Consider the following 25,518-nt stretch of genomic DNA (forward strand, 5'->3'; position numbering starts at 1 on the left):
TGCTTACTACGGAAAAGTAATTTTTCCACATAAAAAATTCTCTTTAAAAAGTGAACAGTGTTTACTTTTTGGATTTTTTTTTGTAAAATTAAGAAAAAGGAGATGATTTGATGATTGAAGTAGAAAAAAACGCAACGTACACTTTTGACGATTTTTTACGCCAACGCGCAGCATTGAATGATTTGAATAATCCATTTCTTCAAAAGGTTTTAAAAGATTTAAATGAGTCTGGTTTTGATGAGCTGAAGAAAGCGCTAACACCATTCAGTGAAAAGCTATCGAATGAGTGGAGAAAAGCGACAGCAGAATATGCTCGTCCAGAAAATCATCCGAAAATTCGTCACTTTGATGCATACAATCGTCGCATTGATCGAATCATTCGACCAAAAGAGGCAGTGCAAGTAACGAACGAAATTTTTAAAGAAGCCGTATTTTCTGAAAAAAACTTACCATTTGAGGGAATCATAAAGCGCTATTTTTTACATGGTAATGGGGAAGCAGCTATTTCTTGTCCACTTGTTTGTTCGGATGGATTAATTGCATTAATTGAAGCCTTTTATGATGAGGTACCGGAGGAAGTACGACAGATTCATCGACATGTTAAAGAGGGAATTGATGGGGATTATGGTATGGGTTCGCAATATATGACGGAAATGCAAGGAGGATCTGATATTCCTGCTAACGTTTTAAAAGCTGTTCCTCATGGCAATGTCTATAAATTATATGGTCATAAATTCTTTTGTTCGGCTGTTCATTCGGAGTATGCGGTTGTAACGGCAAGAATCGAGAATACAGATAATGTGGCAGCATTTATTGTTCCTTCTTGGTTGCCAGGCAATAAAGAAAAAGAGATTCGTAACAATTATCAAATCAATCGCCTTAAATGGAAAATGGGAACGAGTGAATTACCATCTGGAGAAATTCAGTACGATGGAGCAATCGCTTATCAAATTGGTCCTGAAAATAAAGGGGTAGCATTAGCAGTTAGTTTAGTTTTAACAAGGTCGCGATTAGATATTGGCTTTGGAAGTGGCGCCTTTCTCATGCGTGCTGCAAGAGAAGCAAAGCTTTATACTTCTTTTAGAGATGTGTTTGGGCGCAAAATCGATCAATTTCCAATGGCAGCAGCTCAACTAGCAGACTTAGAATATGCGGCTAAGCGAACGGTAGCGACAGCTTTTCATATTTATAAAAAATTTGACAAAATGCAAGGTGAATCCGACATAGGGGTTTTTGCTTTACGTGAATTAATTTTATTACAAAAAATATATACGTCAAAAGAGACTGTAGAAAAACTGCGTTTAGCGATTTCTATTTTTGGTGGAAATGGCGTTATTGAGGACTTTACTGATATTGCACGATTATTTAGAGATAGTTTAGTCAATGAATTGTGGGAAGGACCAAGAAATGTATTGTTAGCGCAAATTTATCGAGATTTGCTAAAAGCGCAATGGCCATTGCAAGATATATTACAACAAATGTTTCCGCATCTTTCGGAAGAAGACATTGCCCGATATACAGAAGAAATTAAATCAATTGCAGCTATCAATTTAGTAGATATACCAAATGCTGAAAATATGAAGGCAGCTCGTCGTTGGGAAGCACTATGGGAAGAGTTGTTTGTTTCGTATCAGGAAGCAATTACAGAACCATATGAAAATTTACCAATTTTATAATAAAAGGGGATGGAGTTATGAATATTGGTCAAGTTTTAGCAAGTCGAGCGATATTATCGGGAGAGAAGGTAGGGTTTATTCACAACGAAAAACACATTACGTTTGCTGAAATGAATGCACGAGCTAATAGCGTTTCACAATTTTTACAACAGCAGGGATTAAAAGCAGGCGATAAAATTGCCCTACTTTGCAAAAATAATGAACATGTAGTTGCAACATTTTTTAGTGCTGCAAAATTAGGCATTGTAACAGTTGTTTTGAATCACCGTCTTCAATTAGGTGAACTGCAGTATATTTTAGATCATAGTGATGCACAATTATTAGTGTATGATGAAGGATTTAAGGAAGAAGCTTTGAACTTACCTTTAGCGCACATTGGTACAGATGAACTGCAAGCAATTTACACAAATACTGCACCAGAGCCGACATATGTGACTGCGGATCATGATCCGATCATCATGATGTATACCTCTGGCACAACAGGAAAACCAAAAGGTGTGCTCATTTCACATATTAATTTACAAGCCGCATCCATTGGTTTAAGCCATACGATAGATTGGTGGGAGCAGGACCGTTTTTTAATGGTTGCACCATTCTTCCATATTGGTGGATTTGCGCCACTTGTGACAAATGTCCACGTAGGGGCAACGATGGTTTTAATGGAGGATTTCCATCCAGTTGAAGCTTGGAAATCGATTCAAGCGCATCAAATTACAACAATGATGACGGTTCCTGCCATGTTAACTTTTATGCTGCAAACATATCCTATGGTGGAAGCGGATTTATCATCCCTTCGCACGATTTCTTGTGGCGCCTCTGTTGTACCGGCACCGTTAATTTTAGGTTTTAGACAACTTGGTGTACCTATTCAACAGGTGTATGGTGTAACAGAATTTACAGGTGGTGTATCGTTTTGGAAAGAATCGCAAAATAAAGAAAAATTTAATTCGACAGGTAAAGCAGTCATGCAGTGTAACATTCGTATTGTGGATATCGAAACGAATGAGCCTGTTCCTTCAGGTACAATTGGTGAAATTGTGCTTAGTGGACCACAAGTTTTCGTAGGCTACTACAAAAATAAGGAAAGCTATCAGCAAACTGTACGAAATGGGGAACTCTATACAGGGGATGTAGGCTATTTTGATGATGAGGGCTTTTTGTATGTAGTGGATCGTTTGAAAGATATGATTATTAGTGGTGGAGAAAATATTTATTCAGCAGAACTGGAATTTGTATTGGCTCAGCATCCAGCAGTTGCAGAAGTAGCGGTTGTCGGTGTATCAAATGAGCAGTGGGGCGAGGTGCCACGTGCGTATATAGTTGTTAGAGAAGGACAATCTGTATCAGAATCGGAAATCATCGCTTTCTGTAAAGAAAGACTAGCATCCTATAAAAGTGTGAAAGAAGTTGCATTTATAGCGCAATTACCACGTAATGCGGTTGGGAAAATTCTTAAAACACATTTAAAAGTGGCAGATCCAATTTAAAATTTAAAAGGTGATAGAGTACGATTCTCTATCACCTTGCTTATAATCTTTTTTTCAAGTGCCCGACATAATAATCAGCTAGCTTTTGAATGGCTTCAAGAGTGAATTCAGAGTTTCGATTTGGAATTTTTTTATAAGAAATGATTAATCCATTTAATGTGGAAAACAGTAGCTGTGCTTCGATTTTTGAATTTTCTCCAGAAATCTTTTCTTCAAGTAATTGAAGGAATTGTGCGATTTCATTTGAAATTGGTAAATAATTTTTTGTATGATCTTGGTCTAGTGTGAAATAAGTCATAATTTCAAATAACACTTCTGAAGTAAACATATGATGTAAATATACTTGTACAAATTCCTCTAAGTCTTCAGTTAATAGTAATGCTTCTAATAACTCATGACTTGCATATTGCATTGCTGCATAATACAGATCTTCTTGTGTAGCAAAATATTTATAAATCAATGCAGGTGAAATACCAGCGGCTTTTGCAATTTGACGGATGGTAACGTTTTTAAATGAATTTTTACTAAATAATTTTATTGATTCTTTTAAGATATTTTGCTTTGAGCGTTCGCCTTTTGTAGTCATATATTCTCCTCTTTAACCGAGTAAATAGCAAATTGAGTATAGTTGTTTTATTATAACGACAAACACGGAATTTCTAAAGGCAAGGTGTATAATATAAAAGAAAGGAAATCATAACCATTTTATAATCCCTGATGAAACCACGACCGAAATGGTATTCTAAGAGTACAGAATACGTGTTATATCAACGGTTTCGGTTATACAAATGTCTGCTCGTCCTCCCAACGAACGAAAAAGTGATGATTGCCCGGGATACGGTGCGTGTGGCTGGTCTTTGACTGGAATCGCGAAATAAATTAACAAGTTTCCGCGTTATCATGTCAAATTCAAGGTGTCCGAGCGTAAAATGGCCAGATTCTGAAACCATAAAAAGCATATTCTCGATAAAAAACCGTCCGTCTCTTTTTCGAGAGCGGACGGTTTTCCTCTTATTCTTCAGGCGTGCGGATGACAAGAACGTCACATTTTGCAGAACGGACGATATTTTCGGAAACGCTGCCGATTAGGAAGCGCTCGACTTTATTAAGTCCGGTTGCTCCACAGATGATCAGATCCGCATTGACTTTTGTAGAGAGGTCACGGGAGATCATTGTTTTCGGAGAGCCGTACTCGACGATCGTATTGACGTTTTTGATGCCAGCTTTTTCAGCTTCCGCTTTGTATTCTGTCAATAATTCTTCCGCAAACTTCTGCGCTCTTTCCGCAATGGACCGATCGTATGCTTCGACAGCTGCATAGGAACGTGTATCGATGATGTTGACAAGGTTCAACGTAGCTTCGTTCCGGTCAGCGATACCCACCGCTTTTTTGAAAGCCCATTCCGACTCCTTGGAACCGTCCACTGCTACGATAATTTGTTTGTATACCAATGTCATGTTACCCACTCCATCCTATAAATTAATTCTTCTACTTCTCTACTTTGTTTCGACAGAGATTGACCAAATCCTTTTAAAAAAACGAAGATTTTTGTTAAAATTTTACGAAATTGTTACAATGCCCTACTTCGCTTTTCCAGGAATTTTTTAGAGACAAGTTTTTCTAAATTAAAGCAATGATATCGAAAATCTGATAAGATTGAAGAAACCGTGACCCAATTTGGATTTAGACGGGCCGCAAAATTGAATAACCTAATTTTAGGAGGAGTCACAATGCTTATTGGAGTTCCAAAAGAGATTAAAAACAACGAGAACCGTGTTGCAATGACACCAGCAGGAGTTTTCAACTTGAAATCGGCAGGTCATGAAGTCCTGATTGAAACAGGAGCAGGTCTTGGTTCGAATTTTACGGACGAAGAATATAAGGAAGCGGGCGCAAAGATTGTCGACACAGGAGCGGAAGCATGGGATGTCGATATGGTAATGAAAGTAAAAGAGCCTTCTCCATCCGAATATGGCTACTTCCGCGAAGGACTGATCCTTTTTACATATTTACACTTGGCGCCTGAATTGGAGTTGACCAAAGCGCTTTTGGATAAAAAAATGATTGGCATTGCTTACGAAACCGTACAGCTCCCGAATAACTCGTTACCGCTTCTTGCACCGATGAGTGAAGTGGCTGGTCGGATGGCTATCCAAATCGGTTCGCAGTATTTGGAAAAAACGAAAGGCGGGAAAGGTATTCTGCTTTCTGGTGTACCTGGTGTCTCCCGTGGAAGCGTGGCCATTATCGGGGGTGGACAAGCTGGGACGAATGCGGCTCGTGTAGCAGTCGGCATGGGAGCGCAAGTCACAGTGCTTGACCTTTCTGTCGAACGACTTCGTCAATTGGATGACATCTTCGGTAATAGTATTCAAACGCTCGTATCCAATCCTTTCAATATCGCCAACGTGGTGAAAGATGCAGATGTCGTCATCGGCGCAGTATTGATACCGGGCGCGAAAGCTCCAACGCTGGTGACGGAAGAAATGGTGAAAGAGATGAAGCCTGGATCCGTCATCGTCGATATTGCCATTGACCAAGGCGGAATTTTTGCAACATCCGATCGGGTTACAACACATGATGATCCCGTTTATGTGAAGCACGACGTTGTCCATTACGCAGTGCCAAATATTCCGGGTGCGGTTCCTCAAACTTCTACAGTCGCTTTGACGAATATGACCGTCCCGTATGCGCTGCAAATCGCGAATAAAGGATTTAAGCAAGCGTGCCTAGACAATATTTCGCTTCAAAAAGGCATCAATACGCTGGATGGCTATGTGACATATCAAGCGGTCGCCGAAGCGCAAGGTCTTGAGTACGTGCCGGCTGCAACCTTACTGGAAGGGTAAATAAATCCATAGGTTAAAACAGTTTGACTAAGCAAGAGGATATGATGTTCATTATTTGAACGTCTATATCCTCTTTTTTTATGCGTATTTGTTGTTCGAGGCTAAATTATTGAATTCGGATAGTCGTTAGGTATTCGGGCAAGATATGATTTCTTATATCGTTTTAGCAGGAGGGATTGACGTGAGAATTTGGATTTTGTTATTGCTCACTTTCATCTGTTTTCATTTTTCGTCGACAGCAAGTGCCGAAGTCCCGCTGACCGCTGTATTTATCCGTGATCATCAGTTATGGCTCAAAAAGGATGACCAAGAAATACAACTTACAAAAGACCGATATGTATACGGTCCGAAATGGTCGTATGACGGCCGCTTCATTGGATTTATTGATGGAGATGAAAAGGGAGAGAAATCGGATTTATTCATTTATGATACAAAGGAAAAAGATAGCTACCAACCTTACGTAAGGGTCGTCACATCTGATTTTAAATGGGCACCGAATAAAAATCAGTTGGCCTATACTGAACAAGGTTTATTAAATGTTACAAAAACAAAGAATGGCCGGCCGCAAGGATTTGAAAATGTCTCGTTAGGTGTTAGTGGTTTTGAATGGTTTCCGAACGGGCAAGAATTCATTGTTTCCTCTCAGTCCAACTTACTTCCTACTGGATGGAGTCCGATCCCGCTTTTTAGAATTCCAGTGGATGCCAATCTTGCTAAAGATAAAATAAAGCCTTTTTATACGATCCAAACTGAAGAACCTGACTTATTTGGGATTGATGCCGATTATTTCAAGTGGAGTTTTGATGGAAAGTGGGTTAGCTTTTTAGTTCTTCCTACAGCCTCTTGGTCCATGGACAGTAATACGTTAAGTGTTTTATCCTCACAAGGAAAACATTTTCAAGCAGTGGGGAAAATGTTAGGGTATCAAGATTGGTTTCAGTGGGCTCCTTCTGCCAATCAATTGGCTTATATTTCAGGAGAAGGAAGATTTTTTGTTGAAAACAAGAACTTGACGATTGCCAAAATCCCGATTGTTAAACAACAAAAAGAATACACACCTAAAGGATTTGTAGATCTTGATTTGGAATGGTTCTCGGAAGACTTGGTCATTGTGGCTCGTGCGACAGAAAATAAGGAGTGGAAAGAAGGACCTGTACCAACTATGTTCACATCACTTTACGCTATAAATATAAGGACGGGAGAGCAGAAACAAATCTCATTTCCAGAGAAGGATGAACTTGACGAAAATCCCCAAGTTGCTGGACACTATCTTACTTGGTTTCGAAAAAGGGAAGGGCAAACTAAAGGAGATGTATGGGTGAAAAATGCTTTAAATGGTCAAGAGAATATGTGGCTTGAAAATGTAGATTACGCCCCAACGTTTTTTACGCCGGAATAAAGTTCTTAATTTCAGCAAGCAGGCATGTTAATTGAGGAAAAAAGAAAGGGGCTGTCTAGAAAATCTGTTCGGGTATATAACTTTTCAGACAACCCCGCGCCTTAATTTAGTTGCGAAGGACTAACAGCTCCTTAGGGAATTTGGTGAGCACTTCTACTCCGTCTGCAGTGACGGCGACATCGTCTTCGATTCGGACGCCGGCAAGGCCCGGGACATATATGCCGGGTTCAATGGTGAACACCATCCCTTCGCGTAATACGAGCTCGTTCGTATCTGTGACGGAAGGGTATTCATGGATGGAGATTCCAAGGCCATGGCCGATCCGATGGGTGAAGTAGTCGCCATATCCCGCGTCCTCGATGATTTTGCGGGCCGTTTGGTCGACTGTCTTCGCCTGGATGCCGGGACGGACAATTTCGACGGCGGCTTGCTCCGCTTTCCGTACCGTTTCATAGATGGTGCGCATCTCATCTGTCGGTTCACCGAAAGCGACGGTCCGTGTAATGTCGGAACAATATCCGTTATAAACGACCCCCAGATCAAACAGAATAAAATCCCCTTGCTGAATTTTGCGGTCACCCGGTTTCCCGTGAGGAGATGCCGTCTTAGGGCCGGAGAGGACCATCGTTTCGAAAGCCATTTTTTCGGCCCCTCTTTTCATCATCTCGTATTCGACTTTCATGAGAATTTCCAATTCTGTTTTGCCTTCCGCAATCTCCTCGCAACCGATATGGATCGCCAAATCGGCAAGCTCCGCCGCTTTTCTCATGTTGGTCAACTCTTCTTCGCTCTTGATGACCCGCATTTCATTTAATTGACCATCCAAAGATTTGAATTCCGCGTTGGGGAACAACTCCTGCATTCGCTCGAATCGGTCAACGGTCAGATGGGACTTTTCAATGGCGACTGAGGATGGGGCTATTCCGCGCTTTCGGACAGACTCCCATAGGACGGTCCAGGCATCTTCCGTATCCGAATAGCCGACAATTTCGTACGGCCAACCTGCCGCTTTGGCATCGGGAACTTCCATCCTGGGACAGATGAGAAAAGGCTCCTCCTCCGGGAACACCATGATGCCCAGCAGTCTCTCATGGGGCTCACTCTGGAAGCTTGACAGATAGAACACATTGTCAGGAGTTGTTATGAATCCGGCCTGCACATTCGCTTCACTTACATAATTTCGTAAAACATCTACTTGTTTCATCGACATTCTCCACCTTTCGCTAGTCCTATCATAACAAAAAAGAGGATTTTCACGAATCTAGGCGAAATAGGTTCCTGAAGACAAAAAGTTGGAGGGATAGGCGAATGCAAATTTCATACCATGGCCATTCGATTGTTAAAATTGTGACGGGAGGAAAGACGATTCTGATCGATCCTTTCATCAACGGAAATAAATTGACCGATTTGAAGGCGGAGGATGAAAAGCCGGACGTCATTTTGCTTACGCATGGACATAATGATCACGTCGGCGATACGGTCGCAATTGCGAAAGCATGTGATGCCCTTGTCGTCGCACCGAATGAGTTGGCGAACTATTTGGCGATGGACGGCGTAAAAACACATGGGATGAATATCGGCGGTTCCAAGGAATTCGATTTCGGGACTGTGAAATTTACAAAAGCTTTCCATAGTTCCTCTTATACAACCGAAAATAATGAATTCATCTATACGGGAATGCCGACAGGGATTTTATTCACAGCGGAAGGGAAGACGATTTACCACGCGGGTGACACTTCCCTGTTCGGAGATATGGAATTGATCGGGAAACGGCATCCGATCGACGTCGCCTTTTTGCCGATCGGCGACAATTTCACGATGGGGCCGGAAGACGCGGCGTATGCTGTGGAATTGCTTCAACCGAAGCTTGCGGTACCAATCCATTTCAATACATTCCCTCCAATTGAACAAGACCCGGAGGATTTTAAGAGATTGGTGAAAGAGCACGAAGTAAAAGTGATGGCAGTCGGGGAAGCCTTCGAATTGTAAACCATTCGGTCCGGACATCGGCACAGGACATCCGGACCGGATTTTTTCGTCTGTTTTGTGGTAATATGGTCTGTAAGGCCATCATAGGAAAAAGGTGAAGTATATGTCGACAAAACACGAATTGATATTACGATATATCGAAGGGCTGGATGTAGGCGAAAAAATATCCGTACGCCAGATCGCCCGTGCCCTTTCTGTTAGTGAAGGGACCGCTTACCGTGCCATTAAGGAAGCGGAAAATCAAAAACTCGTCAATACGATTGAACGTGTCGGCACAATCCGTATTGAGAAAAAGAAGAAAGAGAATATTGAACGCCTCACGTTTGCTGAAGTACTCAATATTGTCGACGGATTGGTACTCGGTGGGCGCGGAGGCCTACATAAGACGTTGACAAAATTCGTGATCGGCGCCATGCAATTGGAAGATATGATGCGCTATATCGATGCTGGCAGCCTTCTCATCGTAGGAAACCGGCTGAAAGCACATGAGACGGCTCTCCATGCCGGGGCAGCGGTGTTGATTACCGGAGGATTCGATGCTTCGGACGAAGCCAAACGATTGGCGGATGAACTGGACCTGCCGATCATCTCCACAAGTTATGACACTTTCACAGTGGCGACCATGCTGAACCGGGCAATTTATGACCAATTGATCGAGAAGGAAATATTGCTCGTCGAAGACATCCTCACGCCATTATCAGAAACCGTCACCCTTCAGACGAAAGACAGAGTGACCGACTTTCACGAAGTGAATAATCGGACGTCTCACTCCGGCTATCCCGTGATCGAGAAAAACGGCAAACTTGTCGGCATCATCACTTCCCGGGACGTCATCGGGAAAGACGATAATGATCTGATCGAGAAAGCCATGACCCGGCATCCGATCACTGTGACAGCTAAAACGAGTGTGGCATCGGCAGGCCATAGCATGATCTGGGAAGGGATCGACCTTATGCCGGTCGTTATGGAATCGGGAATTCTTGGCGGGATCATCAGTCGGCAGGATGTCCTGAAAGCGTTGCAAATGACACAGCGGCAGCCACAACAGGGGCAGACGCTGGATGATATCGTCAAAAGCCAGATGAAATCGGTGCAAGGCGAACCGGATACGGTTGAATTCACCGTCACTCCACAAATGACGAACCAGTTTGGTTCTTTATCGTACGGTGCCCTGACTACATTAGTCACCGAAGCGGGTAACCGCGCCATCAAGATACACAAGCGGGGGGAGAGTGTTCCGGAAAACATGACACTCTATTTCATCAAACATATCCAACTCGGAAGCACGGTCTTCGTTGAACCTCGCCTCCTGCACATGAGCCGCCGCTTCGTCAAAGTCGATTTCGATATTATGGCGGAAGGGGAACTGGTCGCGAAAGCGATGATCATGTACCAATTGTTTGAGCGTTGATGGACAGAACAAAAGCGCCCGGAGCCTGGCCGTGAACGCACCCGATTGGAAGGTTATCCACAGGCCTAGATTTTATAATTTCCAAGCAACAAAAAAACTGATGCTGCCAGGCATCAGTTTTCGTTCAATTCTGTTTCTTCATCGACAAACGATCTATAATGTTTATAAGCTTTATAATTGAAAATCAGCACATACGCGCCGAATAAGATGAAGACGGCCGCGATGACATATGTAGTGATTCCATCGAACAGGATGATCTGATTGATTCCGAAGGACACTAATAATCCGCCGAGGGAAGCACCCGCCATACTGGCGTACATCTTCTTTCGAATCGGAAATACTTGTCTTGTCCGGAACTGCCGCGTCTTGAAATAAAAATAAAAGACCCCGGAAGCAATGATAAAAAACACGAATATGAAATTTAGATTTGAACCTAACATAAAAGCCCTCCATTAACAGAACTTCTTCTATTGTAGCGGCTTTTCAAGAGGATTGCGACTGCATCCCATTATTTATCGGAGGAATCGGCCTATGAAAAGACAAATCATCGACACAATTGAGAAATACGAAAAAATCATTATTCTCCGCCATGTTCGTCCCGACCCGGACGCATACGGATCGCAGTTCGGTTTGAAAGAGTTGATCCAACATAATTATCCTTCCAAGAAGGTGTATGCGGGAGGAAAGCATGATGAATCGCTGTCCTTCCTAGCAACTCCGGATTCGATTGAGCAATCCGATTTTGATGGCGCTTTGGTCATTGTCACGGACACGGGGAATACAGAACGCATCGATAGCGAGTATTACAAAGAAGGCGCTTTTCTTTTGAAGATTGACCACCATCCAGATGTGGATACATATGGCGATATGAGATGGGTCGATACGAGTTCGAGCTCCACTTCCGAAATGATTGCCCGCCTATTCGAAGAAGGCCGTCAGTCCAATGGTTGGACGATGAATGATGCAGTCGCCCGATATTTATTTGCGGGGATTGTAGGCGATACGGGACGATTCATGTTCCCGAGCACGACAGAGAAGACCTTCCAGATTGCAAGCGAACTGATCCAATATAATTTTGACCGTCCGGCCTTATTTGCGGGAATGTATGAAGTGAGCCGTGAACTCCTACAATTGAAGGGCTATATTTATCAAAACTTTGAAATGGATGAAAACGGCTGTGCTTTCATTAAGCTGAATCAAACCATTTTAGAGAAATTTCATGTGACGGTTTCGGAAACTTCGCAGCTGGTCGGCATATTAGGTGATGTCAAAGGGATTTGTGCCTGGGTCATCTTCATCGAGGAGGACGATCAAATCCGGGTGCGCCTCCGCTCCAAAGGTCCGGTCATCAATCAATTGGCCGCCCGTTATGGAGGCGGGGGCCATCCGCTTGCTGCAGGCGCTTCTGTCCATACATGGGAAGAGGCAGATGAGGTAATCCGGGATCTTAAGGGATTATGTAAATAAGGAGGGGTCTTTTTGACACTGGTCTACCCTCAAATCGTATCTGGCGCGGATCTCCTCCGCGGCATCATAAAGCTTGATCGGCTGGCCCCGCTTCTCCAACGAAGAGGGGCCGCCTCTGTTGGGCTCGTCAATTCTAAATTATACGGAGTCCGCTCCTTTTATAAGACGATGGTAAAATACGGAATCCATCCCGTTATTGGTCTATCCATCAAATTGCAGATCAACGAAAATGAGACCTTGCTGCTGTACGCCTATGCGAAAGACGACAGCGGCTTCCATAACTTGATGAAAATGAGCAGTGCCATTTCTATTCGGGATGATGAAATGCTGCCGATGCAATGGCTGCAAGCTTATCACGCTGGTTTGGTCATCGTCTGCCCGCTGACGGATCCGTCATGGGAGGAATCCCGTACGGTCGAAAGGATCGTGTCGATAACGGATGTTTGTAAACAGGCAACTGTTCTCGTCGGGATTGCCCGGCCAGGCGGTGGAAGGCATCCGGCTGAAGCGGAAGTAGAGTCGATTGCCGCAGCGGTCGACCTGTCCATTGTCGCTTGTCATGAGTCCCGCTATATCGCTCCAGACGATGCGTTTGCTTATGAAGCGGCAGCAGCCATCCGGAACGGCTATAAATTGAATGATCCAGCGAGACCTGGAAACGAAATCCGGGATGCCCATTTGCCGGAACAAGAAGAATTCCAGCAATGGTTTGCCGATCGGCCGGACTGGTTGGCGAATTGTGCTCAAATGCTTCTTTCCTGCAAGGCGGGCCTGCCATCGACGCAGACGTTGATGCCTGAGTTTCCTTTGCCAGAAGGCGAGACGGCGGTCTCCCGATTGGAACGGAACGGTATGGCGGGATTGGAAAAACGTTTGGGTATGGTGGAGCCTGCCTATTTGGATCGTCTCCGCTACGAGGTGCGGGTCATTCACGAAATGGGCTACGCTGACTATTTCTTGATTGTGGAAGACTTTATGCGGTTTGCGGCGGAAAATGGAATTCTGACGGGTCCGGGAAGAGGTTCTTCCGCTGGATCGTTGGTTGCATTTGCCCTTGGAATCACCGATGTCGACCCGATTCGTTATGGGCTTATTTTTGAACGATTCTTGAATCCGGGCCGCATTACGATGCCCGATATCGACATCGATTTTGCGGACCATCGCCGATCGGAGGTCATTGCCTACGTCGCCCGGAAATACGGTGCGTCGCATGTAGCCCAAATCATCACATTCGGCACGCTTTCATCCAAAGCGGTGGCACGAGATGTAGCACGGGTTTTTGATTTTTCCAATGAAGAAATGTCCTTTATCTCGCGGAACATCCAAGGAAGCTCGAGACAGACCTTGAACGACGCGGTTGCCAAATCCAGCGCATTGCGCGATTGGATCAGCTTGGACCCGATCCGCAGCAAATGGCTGGAAGTCGCCTCGGCGCTGGAAGGGTTGCCAAGGAATGCGTCGACTCATGCCGCAGGTGTTATCTTATCGCCCGATCCACTTGTGGAAAGGGTTCCGCTGCAACAAGGCGGAGATGGAATCTATCTCACTCAATGGTCGATGGGGGATGTGGAGGAACAAGGTCTCTTGAAGATGGATTTCCTCGGCTTGCGGAATTTGACGCTCCTGGATCGGATCCGTTCCATGCTCGCCTTTGATAAAGACATCCATATCGCTTTCGAAAAAATTCCTCTCAATGACGAAAAGACTTTCGAGCTGTTCAGGGCCGGGGATACAACAGGCATTTTCCAGTTCGAATCCGATGGGATGAGGGATGCGTTGCGCCTAATCCGACCAACCCGGTTCGAGGATCTGTTTGCGGTCAACGCTTTATATCGGCCCGGTCCGATGGAGAATATCCCTTTGTACAGCAGAAGGAAAAACGGACAGGAACAAGTGGATTATATCCATTCCGCGTTGGAACCGGTCTTGAAAGAGACCTATGGGGTCATCGTCTACCAGGAACAGATCATGCAAATCGCTTATCGCGTGGCTGGATATACGATGGCGGAAGCGGATTTGCTTCGACGGGCAATTAGTAAAAAGAATAGGGAAGTCTTAAAGGAAGAGCGGAGCCGGTTTGTCGGGCGTGCCATGGAGAAAGGGTTTCCGGAAGCAGCCGGCCAAGCGGTCTACGATCTTATCGTCAAATTCGCCGATTACGGTTTCCCGAAAAGCCATGCCGTTGCCTATTCGTTGATTTCCTATCGACTGGCCTTTTTGAAGGCGAATGAACCCGCCTACTTTTTCGCAGCAATGCTGTCCTCTGTCACCGGCAATCCGGAAAAGACGATGGAACTGATGGGAGAGGCTGAGGCAAGGGGGATTTCCATCCTGCCTCCTTCGGTTCTGCATAGCAAATACCAACATACGGTGGAACAAGGACGAATCCGGATCGGCCTTTGTGCAGTGAAGGGAGTTACCCCGTCGTTCTATAAATTGTTCCATGAAGCACGAAAGACAAACGGACGCTGGAAGACAATGTTCGATATGGCCGCCGCTTTGGGAAGCGATCTGTTTAAGGAAAAAACGATAACCCCGCTCATCAAAGCGGGAGCGCTCGATGAATTCGGCCAATCCCGGGAGGTGCTTCTTGCGTCAATCGATGCCGCCATTTCTCATGCTCTCTTCATCCAACCTGACGGGGAAGATGATTTTTTGAGCACCATCATGCCGTCCCTGGCAAATCCGAAGTATTCCCCGGGCGGAACGATGCCGCGCATGCTAATGTTGGAGTACGAGCGTGAAGTGCTTGGGTTTTATCTCTCCGACCATCCCGCATTGGAGTGGAAAAGAGAGACCACTGAAAAATGGAATGATATTTCTGCGGTTCGGCAGCTGTCCAACAAATCCGACGTATCGATCATCGGCCTGTTGACGAATGTAAAACGGATTCGTACGAAAAAAGGGGAGGCGATGGCTTTCCTGGAAATACAGGATGACACAGGCACCATCTCTTGTACTGTATTCCCCCAACAATATTCCTCCTTCAATGCACTTCTCGACGAAATGACACTCGTTCATGTGGAAGGAAATGTGGAATGGCGAAATGGAAAACCGCAAATTATTATCCGGCAACTGAGAGATTGTTAAAGGGCTATCCGAAATGGATAGTCTTTTTGAGTTAAGGGGATTGTGGTTTTTGGCATGTGGCTAGCCTACCAGCAGACATGTTTATCTCTCGTCTCGGAAGCAAGCGCTCGTAGTTTGGCGGATTGTTCCGAGAGTTTTCGAGAGGGCCCTGACAGTTTTCGGATTTGCCCTTACAGTTTGATAGCTCGCCCTTAAGGTTAGGCGAATTGCCCTGAGAGTTTCGGGACCCCTTTACAGTTTTCCGGTTCGTCCTTACAGTCAGCAGGATTACCATGAAAGTTACCGGGGCCCTGGCAGTTTCCTGTTAATCCCGACTGGTCCTCCCCAATTCGCCTCCTACTTTTTCCTTCATTTCTTGCGAGGGATTCCATGTTTCGCTTTACGTGCCAATCGCTTTTCTGTATGCTAGAGAAAGAAGTGGTCAGACCACTGATTGATCATTGATTGTAAGGGGCAGGGGAATGCAGAATTCAAAACCATCTTCCAAAATGTTTCTCGACATTGTGGGTAAACTGAAGACATTGATTAATGAAGAGGGCATTAAAACGGGTGGGAAACTGCCATCGGAACGGGAGCTCGCAGAGAGGCTGCAGGCGGGCAGGTCCACTGTCCGGGAAGCCTTGCGCAGTTTGGAGCTGCTGGGCCTGATTGAGACACGTCGTGGGGAAGGTACATTCCTCGCAGATTTCAAGAAACATCAAATGGTTGAAGTGTTATCTGCTTTTATCATGCAGCAGCCAGGTTCCCTTCATGACGTGAAGAAAACGAGAAGAATCCATGAGACCGCCGCCCTATCAGCTATCTGCCGTGAGGAAAAACTTCGTCGAATGCCGGTATGGGAAGGATTGCTTCTTAAAATGAACGAGACAGGAGCAGTCCTGCGAGAAGATGTCATCCGCGAAATCATTGTAGCAGCCGGCAATCGGCTTTCATTAAAAATCTGGTTTTTATTGAAACAATATAGTATGGTTCCCTTTGGGGAAATGACCGATTTTGAGGAAAATCGGATAATTGGTACTATGTTGAGAAGTTTGCAAGAAGGATTTGAAGCGGAAACCATAGAATCATACGAACAGTGGATTGAACGAGTCGAGGGGGAATAATATATGATCCGTGATATATTTACGAAAAACAAAAAGAAACGAGCAACGACGATTCCGTCCAACGATGCGAAAAACGACGTGCCGGAAGGCCTTATGACGAAGTGTCCGGATTGTAAACACATCATCCTGACAAAAGACCTGCTAAAGTCGCATAAAGTCTGTTCGAACTGCGACCACCATTTTAAAATGACCGCACAGGAACGGGTGGAAAGCCTGTTCGATGAAGGCACTTTCCAATCGATGGACGATCATCTGAAAACGGAGAACCCACTCCATTTTCCGTCGTATACGGAAAAGGTCGAGTCGGATGCGAAGAAAACGGGCTTGAATGAAGCCGTCCTGACCGGAGTCGGAGAAGTGGAAGGCCAGAAAATAGCGGTCGCCATTATGGATGCCCATTTCCGGATGGGTTCCATGGGATCGGTAGTTGGAGAGAAAATTACGCGGGCTGTCGAAAAAGCGACAGAGCTCGGTATCCCGATGATCATCTTTTCAGCGAGCGGCGGAGCCCGGATGCAAGAAGGGGTATTATCACTCATGCAGATGGCTAAGACGAGTGTCGCGCTCAACCGTCATGCTGAAAAGGGGCTTCTCTATATTTCAGTCATGACGTACCCGACTACAGGCGGCGTATCGGCAAGTTTCGCTTCCGTCGGGGACATCAATATAGCCGAACCGAAAGCGCTCATCGGGTTTGCGGGCAGACGGGTTATTGAGCAGACCGTCCGGGAGAAACTACCGGAAAACTTTCAAACGGCTGAATTCCTTCTCGATCATGGCCAAGTGGATGCCGTCATCCATCGTGCCGAATTAAGGGATTCCATCGCTAAAATCGTACGTCTTCACGTGAAGGGGGCAGCAGCTCAATGAGTAAAACGATGACATTTGAAGAACCGATAGTGACATTACGCGAAAAAATCAAAGAGCTGGAAGAGTTCACTTCGACGAATGAAGTCGATTTGACGGACGAAATCATGACGTTGAAAAACCGATTGAAAAATTTGGAGACCGAGATCTATGGCAATATGGAGCCGTGGGATCGCGTGCAAGTGGCGAGACATCCCGGACGCCCGACGACCTTGGACTATATCAATGAATTATTCGAGGATTTCCTCATGCTCCACGGAGATCGTACATTCGGTGACGATGATGCGATTGTTGGCGGGATTGCAGCTTTTGAAGCGATGCCGGTCACGGTAATTGGCCATCAGCGAGGCAAGGACACGAAGGAGAATGTGAAACGTAACTTCGGCATGCCCCATCCGGAAGGATACCGGAAAGCGTTGCGTCTAATGAAACAAGCCGAAAAATTCAATCGTCCCGTCATTTGTTTTATTGACACAAAAGGGGCTTATCCAGGGAAAGCGGCGGAAGAGCGCGGTCAAAGCGAGGCCATTGCTCGCAACCTAGTGGAAATGGCAGGATTGACAGTCCCGGTCATTTCGATTGTCATCGGTGAAGGCGGGAGCGGCGGTGCTTTAGCGCTAGGCGTCTCTAACCATATCCATATGTTGGAGCACTCTACGTATTCGGTCATTTCTCCAGAAGGGGCGGCTTCCATCCTATGGAAAGATGCATCCCTTGCAAAACAGGCGGCAGAAGCGATGAAAATTACAGCGCCTGATTTAAAAGAGATGGGAATCATCGATGAAATCATACCGGAAGTGTTAGGCGGAGCCCATCGCGATATAAAAGAACAGGCAAAGCAGATCGGCGACGCCATCCGCAGGTCTTTGGAGATGCTAACGGAATTGGACGGAGCGAAACTTGTAGAAGACCGTTATGAAAAATTCCGCGAAATTGGCGTATTTACCGAATAGGGAAAAAGATGCGGGTGGCCCCTCCCGCATCTTTTCCTGTTTCACCGCAATTGAAATAAGGGATTGGAATATTACATACTTGAGGTGACAAGGTTATGAGGAAGATTGCCGTACTGACTAGCGGCGGAGATGCGCCGGGAATGAATGCAGCCGTGCGGGCAGTTGTCCGGAAGGCGATTTTTGAAGGCTTGGAAGTTGCCGGAGTGTTCAATGGCTACCAAGGTTTGATTGAAGGGAAAATTGAATTGTTGCAATTGGGGTCCGTAGGGGACATTATCCAGCGGGGTGGTACGATGCTCCGTTCGGCACGTTGCCCTGAGTTTAAAACTCCGGAAGGCCGGGAGAAGGCGATGCACCAATTAAAATTGAATGGAATTGATGGTCTGGTGGTAATCGGCGGCGACGGATCTTTTAGAGGGGCATTGGAGCTTTCGGCACTCGGCATGCCCTGTGTTTGTGTTCCGGCCACGATCGATAATGATATCGAAGGCACTCAATTCACGATAGGATTTGACACGGCCTTGAACACGATTATTGATGCTATCGATAAAATCCGGGATACTGCCACCTCACATGAACGGACGTTCATCGTCGAAGTGATGGGCCGGGATGCAGGTGATCTTGCTTTGTGGGCAGGCCTTGCCGGAGGGGCGGAAACGATACTTGTCCCTGAAGAGGATTTCCAGTTGTCCGATATTATCGAGCGGTTGAAGAGCGGAAGCGGACGAGGAAAGAAGCATAGTATCATCATCGTGGCGGAAGGTGTCATGAAAGCCGAAGAGCTCGCGTTGCAATTGAAGGACGAAGCGGAAATTGAGACACGGGTCTCCGTTCTGGGCCATATCCAAAGGGGCGGCTCCCCATCTGGCCAAGATCGGGTCCTCGCCAGTCAATTCGGAGCAAGAGCGGTTGAAGTATTAAAAGAAGGTCGGGGAAGCATTGCGATTGGCATGCAAAATCGCCAAGTGGTAGACTATGAATTGAAAGAAGTCTTCGACAGAAAAGGCAATCCGCCAATGGAAATGATCCAGCTTTCGAAAGAACTCTCGATTTAAAATAATGGTTTAAAACCAAAATCTGTTCTTGTGATTTCCTGGCGTATTCTTTGTTCAGGATTGGAGCGGAAATCCGTTGGAAGAGACAAAATGATAATTATAAAAAAGAGGCGATACTGATGAGGAAAACGAAAATTGTTTGCACAATCGGGCCGGCGAGCGAGTCGCCTGAAATACTGGAAAAGCTCATTGATGCAGGGATGAATGTAGCTCGCCTAAATTTTTCGCATGGCAACCATGAGGAACATAAGGTCCGGATCCGGAATATTAGAGAAGCGGCACGCCGGAAAGGGAAAATTGTCGGTATTTTACTCGATACGAAGGGGCCGGAAATTCGTACCCATACGATGTTGGATGGCCGGTTAGATCTGGTCGCAGGCCAATCGATCGCTATTTCGATGAAAGAGGTTGTCGGTAATAACGATGTCTTTTCCATCACTTATGATAAATTGATCGAGGATGTCGATAAAGGCTCACTCATTTTATTGGATGACGGTTTGATTCAATTGAAAGTGACCAGTAAAGATGAAGAACAAGGTTTGATTCACACAACGATCATCAATTCCGGTGAATTAAAGAACAACAAAGGTGTCAATGTTCCGGGCGTGTCTGTCCAACTTCCGGGAATGACGGAAAAGGATGCGGAAGATATTCTGTTCGGCGTTCGGGAAGGTGTCGATTTTATCGCAGCATCCTTCGTCCGACGTGCTTCCGATGTTATGGAAATCCGTGCCCTCCTGGAACAAAATGGCGGTTCGCATCTGCAAATTGTCCCGAAGATTGAAAACCAGGAAGGCGTCGATAACCTGGATGAAATCATCAGCCTTTCGGACGGATTAATGGTGGCCCGCGGCGATCTCGGCGTTGAAATACCGGCGGAAGAAGTGCCGCTTGTCCAAAAACAGATGATCGAAAAATGTAACCAAGCTGGCAAGCCTGTTATTACGGCGACGCAGATGCTGGACTCGATGCAGCGGAATCCACGGCCGACCCGTGCAGAGGCGAGCGATGTCGCCAACGCCATTTTGGACGGTTCTGATGCAATCATGCTGTCGGGTGAAACGGCAGCGGGCCTTTATCCGGTGGAATCTGTCGCGACGATGGACCGGATTGCCCGGACGGCAGAAAATTCGGTCGACTACCATAAGGTCGTTTCTACTAGAAGAAGAGAAAAGCATGGGAATATGACGGAGGCGATCGGACAAGCTGCCGCCTATACAGCAATCAACTTGAAGGTAAAGGCAGTGTTGGCACCGACTGAAAGTGGAAATACTGCTAAAATGATTGCCAAATATCGTCCGGGATGCCCGGTCATCGCTGTAACGTCGTCCGAAAACTGTGCGAAGAAATTGACCCTCGTCTGGGGAGTCTATCCGATTGTCGGGGGCAGATCCTCTTCGATTGATGGAATTTTGGAAGAATCCGTAGAAGAAAGTGTAAAACATCAATATGTGAGTCATGGAGATGTCGTCATTATCACGGCGGGCGTTCCGGTAGGGGAAGCAGGATCCACCAACTTGATGAAGATCCATATCATCGGGGACATGCTCGCTAAAGGCCAAGGGATCGGCAGAACGGTGGCGTACGGAAAAGTCGTCGTCGCAAAAAATGCCGAAGAAGCGATGGCGTATGATACAGAAGGCGCCATCTTGGTCACCGTTGCCACCGATCGGGAGATGATGCCGGCCATCGAGAAGTGTGCAGGACTAATCACGGAAGAAGGCGGTTTGACGAGCCATGGCGCCGTAGTCGGCCTCAGCCTCGGCATTCCGGTCATCGTCGGTGTGGAGAACGCGACGAACGTTATCCGCCATGGCTATGAAGTGACAATGGATGCGGAAACCGGCGTTATTTATAACGGTCACGCAAGTGTTCTTTGATTTTTGTAAATGAATGATAAGCAGTTATTCGTGGCTGTTCCCGTGCAAGAGGGAACAGCCTTTTTAGGAAGGTGTTTAATATGAAATGGCTCGTCCTTGCATTGATTGCGGTGCCGACCGCGGAGTTGGCCATATTAATTTATTCCGGAAAAACAATAGGCTTGTTTCCGACCGTCGCCATCATTCTGATCACCGGGATTGGGGGCGCCGCCCTTGCAAAAAAACAAGGGATGAAAGCGTGGACGGATTTGAATCGGCGAATCGCCACGATGGAAACCCCCGGCAATGCGATGATCGACAGTGTTTGTATCTTCATCGGCGGCTTGCTCTTGCTGATGCCCGGATTCATTACCGATTTGGCCGGGTTCCTTTTGCTGTTCAAGGGACCTCGGAACTGGCTCCGCCCCCATATTCATAAGTGGCTTTATAAGAAGATGCAAAACGGGACTATTCGGATGCTGTGAAAAACGGATGGCTTTTCACCTTGATGGCTGCAAACAGGAAAAACGGCGTCAGCAGGATTCCGGGAAGCCCGAAAAGGTAAAAAGCACTGATTGTAATGAAAAAGGCATGGACCGGTTTCACTGCAAAAGTGGACGCCCACATATACGATTCCGCCATTTGACGGGTTGTCATCGCAAGTAGATAAAGCAAAATTAACGCTATACCAATATAAAGATTCTCGGTATAAAAGAAGAAAGCGGCCATCGGCAATAAAAATACGCCAATGCCCAGGAACGGCAAGCTATCCACCAAAGAGATAAGAAAAGCATTGCCGACAGGTGTTTCAAAGCGAAGGAAGAAAAATCCGATTGTAAGGGTGACAAATGTGATGAAGAATAGACGTGCTTCCACGAAGACAAACGTTCCGATCAACTTGCCGCCATCTTCAAAAAAACCTTTCGCTTTTTTGCGTGTCCGGGAAGGGAAATAGGCTAAAAACCAGAACCGGTCTTTTCCCGATTCTCGCAGCGCGAAAAAATAAGCGACTAGGAAAATGAAAATGCTGAGCAAATGTTGAAAAAGCGTGCTCATCGTCGTGACGACATACTCCAAAATCGCCTGTCCATATTCTACGACTGTCGTCTCCAGAAAGTGGAAGAGCCTGCCTGTAATATCTGTATTTTTTGTGTACGGCGCGATGTGGCGTTCGATTGTCGGGATAGTCTCCAGCAAGCCGTGGACGGCCATATACAAAAACGCGGCAATCATGCCGAGCATGCTAGCCATGATAAGCAATGTGGCGAGCGTAAGTGGGAGTTTGGTGAAGGACCGGACGACCACCACCATCGGGGCTGTAAAATAGGCAAGGATGACGGCGATAGCGGCAGGCGGTACTGCAAAAAGGACGGCGCCTGTTAAAATTACGGGAAGCCAGCCGACTAATATCTTCTGGATTACTCTTTGTTTTTCGTGCTTCAGTGGCATAATTCCACTCCTCGGACAAGATAAAAAAACAAAAACAAGCGTTTCCATTCACAAAACCGTCGAAATTGATTATAATAGTCCTTGTAAGCGTTTTTAACTGAATTCTGTCAGAACTTCTCCACTGCCCAAAGTGGCGAGGTGAATGCAAAAAGTGCAGCCATTTCAATGGAGTTCAATATCGGCCGAATCCAGTAAAAACCTCCGGCGAATGCCACAGATTTTGAAAAGAGGTAACTGTACCGACGCATTCAAAATCTGGATGCAATTACGCCGAAGCGTAATTGAGTTAGCAGCTGGTATATAAAAAGGGGAGCCGTCAGTCGGTCATTTTGCTTGGGGGACGATGGACGGCTACAAGAGAAGGAGCGATTTACATGACAACAACCAAAGGGTTGGAGGGAGTCGTAGCGACACAGTCCGCCATCAGTTCCATCATTGATGACACACTTACATATGTCGGCTATGACATTGATGATTTAGCAAACAACGCTAGCTTCGAAGAGGTTATTTACCTTCTTTGGCACCAACGTCTACCGAAAGCGGACGAGCTGGCAGAACTGAAACAACAATTAGCAGACAATATGGCGGTACCTCAAGGGGTGCTCGACCAATTCAAAATGTATCCAATCGATCAAGTCCATCCGATGTCCGCGGTACGCACAGCGGTGTCTTCCCTTGGACTATATGATGAAAAAGCGGAAGATATGTCCGAAGAGGCGAACTACGAGAAGGCCATTAAGCTTCAGGCGAAAGTGGCTACGATCGTAACTGCGTTCTCACGCATCCGTAAAGGATTGGAACCAATTGCACCGAAGCCGGAACTGGGCTATGCTGCAAACTTCCTGTACATGCTTAATGGGGAAGAGCCGGAAGCGATTGCGATCGAAGCATTCGACAAAGCGCTAGTCCTTCATGCAGACCATGAATTGAACGCATCCACATTCACTGCACGTGTTTGTGTTGCAACACTTTCCGATATCTATTCCGGCGTCACAGCTGCAATCGGCGCTCTTAAAGGGCCTCTACACGGAGGAGCAAACGAGCAAGTGATGAAAATGTTGATGGAAATCGGCGAAGAGGAAAAAGTGGAATCCTATATCCGAGAAAAACTGGATAATAAAGAGAAAATCATGGGATTCGGCCACCGGGTATACCGTAAAGGGGACCCGCGCGCCAAACACCTTCGTGAAATGTCGAAACGCCTTACAGCGTTGCGCGGCGAAGAGAAATGGTACAATATGTCCGAAAAGATTGAAGGCATCGTAACAGGCGAGAAGAAATTGCCACCGAACGTGGACTTCTACTCCGCTTCCGTCTATCATTCCCTAGGCATCGATCACGATCTGTTCACGCCGATCTTCGCAGTATCCCGGTTCTCCGGCTGGATTGCGCATATCCTTGAACAGTATTCAAACAACCGTTTGATCCGCCCGCGTGCTGAGTATGTAGGACCGGGAATGCAAAAGTATGTACCAATTGACCAACGTTGAGTATAATCAGTAAAGAGGGGCGGCATACTTGTATGTCTGCCCTATGATTTTGAAAGTAGGAGGAATTTTTCAATGGCAAAAATTACAGTAACAGACGGTGTTTTAAACGTTCCGGATCACGCAACAATCCCTTACATCATCGGTGATGGGACAGGTCCGGATATTTGGCATGCCGCTTCACGTGTACTAGAAGCCGCAGTAGAAAAAGCGTACAATGGCGAAAAGAAAATAGAGTGGAAAGAAGTTCTTGCCGGTGAAAAAGCATTCAACGAAACAGGCAACTGGCTTCCAGATGAAACGCTTGAAACGATCAAAGACTATTTGATCGCGATCAAAGGACCTCTAACAACTCCAATCGGCGGCGGTTTCCGTTCATTAAACGTTGCACTTCGCCAAGAGCTTGACCTCTACACTTGCTTGCGTCCAGTACGTTATTTCGAAGGGGTTCCTTCTCCTGTAAAACGTCCAGAAGACTGCGACATGGTCATCTTCCGTGAAAATACAGAAGATATCTACGCAGGTATCGAATATCAAGAAGGCTCTGACGAAGTGAAAAAATTGATCTCCTTCTTGCAAAACGAAATGGGCGTCAACAAAATCCGTTTCCCAGAAACTTCCGGAATCGGTATCAAACCGGTTTCTGAAGAAGGTACAAAACGCCTTGTCCGCGGTGCGCTTAACTACATCATCAAAGAAGGCCGCAAATCATTGACTCTTGTACACAAAGGGAATATCATGAAATTCACGGAAGGCGCTTTTGCCAACTGGGGTTACGAAGTCGCGGAAGAAGAGTTCGGCGACAAAGTATTCACTTGGAGACAATATGATAAAATCAAAGAAGCAGAAGGCACAGAGGCTGCAAACAAAGCACAATCTGACGCTGAAGCTGCTGGCAAAATCATCGTAAAAGATGCGATTGCAGATATCTTCCTACAACAAATCTTGACTCGTCCGAAAGAGTTCGACGTCGTTGCAACGATGAACTTGAACGGTGACTATGTTTCCGATGCACTTGCAGCGCAAGTCGGCGGTATCGGAATCGCTCCAGGAGCGAACATCAACTACTTGACTGGTCACGCAATTTTCGAAGCGACTCATGGTACAGCTCCGAAATATGCCGGTCTTGATAAAGTGAACCCGTCTTCCGTCATCCTTTCCGGTGTTATGATGCTTGAACACCTTGGATGGAACGAAGCGGCAAGCATGATCACAGCTTCTATCGAAAAAACAATCGCGTCCAAAGTTGTCACATATGACTTCGCACGTCTCATGGACGGCGCAACTGAAGTGAAAACTTCCGAGTTTGCGGATGAATTGATCAAAAACCTTTAATTACATCATGATTGAAACTCAGTAAAATAGGTTATACCGTT

21 protein-coding genes are annotated in these 25,518 nt (G+C 45.9%); 16 read left to right on the forward strand and 5 right to left on the reverse strand.

Annotated features, from left to right (window positions below; all coding sequences use genetic code 11):
- Positions 1 to 110: 110 nt before the first annotated feature.
- The gene (locus MKY41_RS01115) at positions 111 to 1,676 is read left to right on the forward strand and encodes an acyl-CoA dehydrogenase family protein (protein WP_340743300.1); all 1,566 of its coding nucleotides are present in this window, start codon (positions 111 to 113) and stop codon (positions 1,674 to 1,676) included.
- A gap of 17 nt (positions 1,677 to 1,693) precedes the next feature.
- Positions 1,694 to 3,163 carry a class I adenylate-forming enzyme family protein gene (locus MKY41_RS01120; protein WP_340743301.1) on the forward strand — a complete coding sequence of 490 codons (1,470 nt, stop codon included), beginning with the start codon at positions 1,694 to 1,696 and terminating at the stop codon, positions 3,161 to 3,163.
- Positions 3,164 to 3,203: 40 nt separating this feature from the next.
- Here MKY41_RS01120 and MKY41_RS01125 read toward each other — a convergent pair whose 3' ends face one another.
- Both MKY41_RS01125 and MKY41_RS01130 read right to left on the reverse strand, forming a co-directional pair.
- The gene (locus MKY41_RS01125) at positions 3,204 to 3,749 is read right to left on the reverse strand and encodes a TetR/AcrR family transcriptional regulator (RefSeq protein ID WP_340743302.1); all 546 of its coding nucleotides are present in this window, start codon (positions 3,747 to 3,749) and stop codon (positions 3,204 to 3,206) included.
- Positions 3,750 to 4,174: 425 nt separating this feature from the next.
- The gene (locus tag MKY41_RS01130) at positions 4,175 to 4,621 is read right to left on the reverse strand and encodes a universal stress protein (RefSeq protein WP_340743303.1); all 447 of its coding nucleotides are present in this window, start codon (positions 4,619 to 4,621) and stop codon (positions 4,175 to 4,177) included.
- Positions 4,622 to 4,894: 273 nt separating this feature from the next.
- Here MKY41_RS01130 and ald point away from each other — a divergent pair, with 273 nt between their 5' ends.
- Positions 4,895 to 6,013, forward strand: coding sequence for an alanine dehydrogenase (gene ald, locus MKY41_RS01135; RefSeq protein WP_340743304.1), 1,119 nt, complete (start codon positions 4,895 to 4,897; stop codon positions 6,011 to 6,013).
- A 181-nt stretch (positions 6,014 to 6,194) separates the two neighbouring features.
- Positions 6,195 to 7,412, forward strand: a complete 1,218-nt coding sequence (locus MKY41_RS01140; RefSeq protein WP_340743305.1) for a translocation protein TolB — start codon at positions 6,195 to 6,197, stop codon at positions 7,410 to 7,412.
- Between the two features lie 106 nt (positions 7,413 to 7,518).
- Here the strand turns inward: MKY41_RS01140 and MKY41_RS01145 are convergent, their stop codons facing one another.
- Positions 7,519 to 8,616 (reverse strand): M24 family metallopeptidase, encoded by a 1,098-nt coding sequence (locus MKY41_RS01145; RefSeq protein WP_340743306.1) that lies wholly within the window; start codon positions 8,614 to 8,616, stop codon positions 7,519 to 7,521.
- A gap of 104 nt (positions 8,617 to 8,720) precedes the next feature.
- On the opposite strand from MKY41_RS01145, the gene MKY41_RS01150 reads away from it, so the two are divergent.
- Together MKY41_RS01150 and MKY41_RS01155 are read left to right on the forward strand one after the other, a co-directional pair.
- On the forward strand, positions 8,721 to 9,401 hold the full coding sequence (locus MKY41_RS01150; protein ID WP_340743307.1) for a metal-dependent hydrolase: 681 nt from the start codon (positions 8,721 to 8,723) through the stop codon (positions 9,399 to 9,401).
- Between the two features lie 103 nt (positions 9,402 to 9,504).
- Complete coding sequence (locus MKY41_RS01155; RefSeq protein WP_340743308.1) at positions 9,505 to 10,812, forward strand: DRTGG domain-containing protein; 1,308 nt, start codon at positions 9,505 to 9,507, stop codon at positions 10,810 to 10,812.
- A 113-nt stretch (positions 10,813 to 10,925) separates the two neighbouring features.
- Here the strand turns inward: MKY41_RS01155 and MKY41_RS01160 are convergent, their stop codons facing one another.
- Positions 10,926 to 11,252: a YtpI family protein gene (locus MKY41_RS01160; protein WP_340743309.1), complete on the reverse strand. Its 327-nt coding sequence runs from the start codon at positions 11,250 to 11,252 to the stop codon at positions 10,926 to 10,928.
- Between the two features lie 91 nt (positions 11,253 to 11,343).
- On the opposite strand from MKY41_RS01160, the gene MKY41_RS01165 reads away from it, so the two are divergent.
- The 8 genes from MKY41_RS01165 to MKY41_RS01200 all read left to right on the forward strand — a co-directional run bounded on the left by MKY41_RS01165 (position 11,344) and on the right by MKY41_RS01200 (position 21,691).
- Entirely contained in the window at positions 11,344 to 12,279 is a 936-nt protein-coding gene (locus MKY41_RS01165; protein ID WP_340743310.1) for a DHH family phosphoesterase, read from the forward strand.
- A gap of 12 nt (positions 12,280 to 12,291) precedes the next feature.
- A complete protein-coding gene (locus tag MKY41_RS01170) occupies positions 12,292 to 15,369 on the forward strand; it encodes a DNA polymerase III subunit alpha (RefSeq protein WP_340743311.1) in 3,078 nt (1,025 codons plus the stop codon).
- A 461-nt stretch (positions 15,370 to 15,830) separates the two neighbouring features.
- Positions 15,831 to 16,472, forward strand: coding sequence for a FadR/GntR family transcriptional regulator (locus tag MKY41_RS01175; RefSeq protein ID WP_340743312.1), 642 nt, complete (start codon positions 15,831 to 15,833; stop codon positions 16,470 to 16,472).
- A 3-nt stretch (positions 16,473 to 16,475) separates the two neighbouring features.
- The gene (gene accD, locus MKY41_RS01180) at positions 16,476 to 17,342 is read left to right on the forward strand and encodes an acetyl-CoA carboxylase, carboxyltransferase subunit beta (RefSeq protein WP_340743313.1); all 867 of its coding nucleotides are present in this window, start codon (positions 16,476 to 16,478) and stop codon (positions 17,340 to 17,342) included.
- A complete protein-coding gene (locus MKY41_RS01185; protein WP_340743314.1) occupies positions 17,339 to 18,292 on the forward strand; it encodes an acetyl-CoA carboxylase carboxyltransferase subunit alpha in 954 nt (317 codons plus the stop codon). The genes accD and MKY41_RS01185 overlap by 4 nt, the downstream gene beginning before the upstream one ends.
- Before the next feature lie 95 nt (positions 18,293 to 18,387).
- Entirely contained in the window at positions 18,388 to 19,347 is a 960-nt protein-coding gene (gene pfkA / locus MKY41_RS01190) for a 6-phosphofructokinase (RefSeq protein ID WP_340743315.1), read from the forward strand.
- A gap of 119 nt (positions 19,348 to 19,466) precedes the next feature.
- Positions 19,467 to 21,227 carry a pyruvate kinase gene (gene pyk, locus MKY41_RS01195; protein ID WP_340743316.1) on the forward strand — a complete coding sequence of 587 codons (1,761 nt, stop codon included), beginning with the start codon at positions 19,467 to 19,469 and terminating at the stop codon, positions 21,225 to 21,227.
- Positions 21,228 to 21,307: 80 nt separating this feature from the next.
- Positions 21,308 to 21,691 carry an FxsA family protein gene (locus MKY41_RS01200; protein ID WP_340743317.1) on the forward strand — a complete coding sequence of 128 codons (384 nt, stop codon included), beginning with the start codon at positions 21,308 to 21,310 and terminating at the stop codon, positions 21,689 to 21,691.
- Here MKY41_RS01200 and MKY41_RS01205 read toward each other — a convergent pair.
- Complete coding sequence (locus MKY41_RS01205; RefSeq protein ID WP_340743318.1) at positions 21,675 to 22,655, reverse strand: AI-2E family transporter; 981 nt, start codon at positions 22,653 to 22,655, stop codon at positions 21,675 to 21,677. The two genes, MKY41_RS01200 and MKY41_RS01205, sit on opposite strands and share 17 nt — an antisense overlap.
- Positions 22,656 to 23,029: 374 nt before the next feature.
- On the opposite strand from MKY41_RS01205, the gene citZ reads away from it, so the two are divergent.
- Positions 23,030 to 24,145: a citrate synthase gene (citZ, locus tag MKY41_RS01210; protein ID WP_340743319.1), complete on the forward strand. Its 1,116-nt coding sequence runs from the start codon at positions 23,030 to 23,032 to the stop codon at positions 24,143 to 24,145.
- Positions 24,146 to 24,217: 72 nt separating this feature from the next.
- A complete protein-coding gene (gene icd / locus MKY41_RS01215; RefSeq protein ID WP_340743320.1) occupies positions 24,218 to 25,477 on the forward strand; it encodes an NADP-dependent isocitrate dehydrogenase in 1,260 nt (419 codons plus the stop codon).
- Positions 25,478 to 25,518 lie beyond the last annotated feature (41 nt).

Origin of the sequence: Sporosarcina sp. FSL W7-1349 (assembly GCF_038003045.1) — a bacterium.
Classification (GTDB): Bacteria; Bacillota; Bacilli; order Bacillales_A; family Planococcaceae; genus Sporosarcina.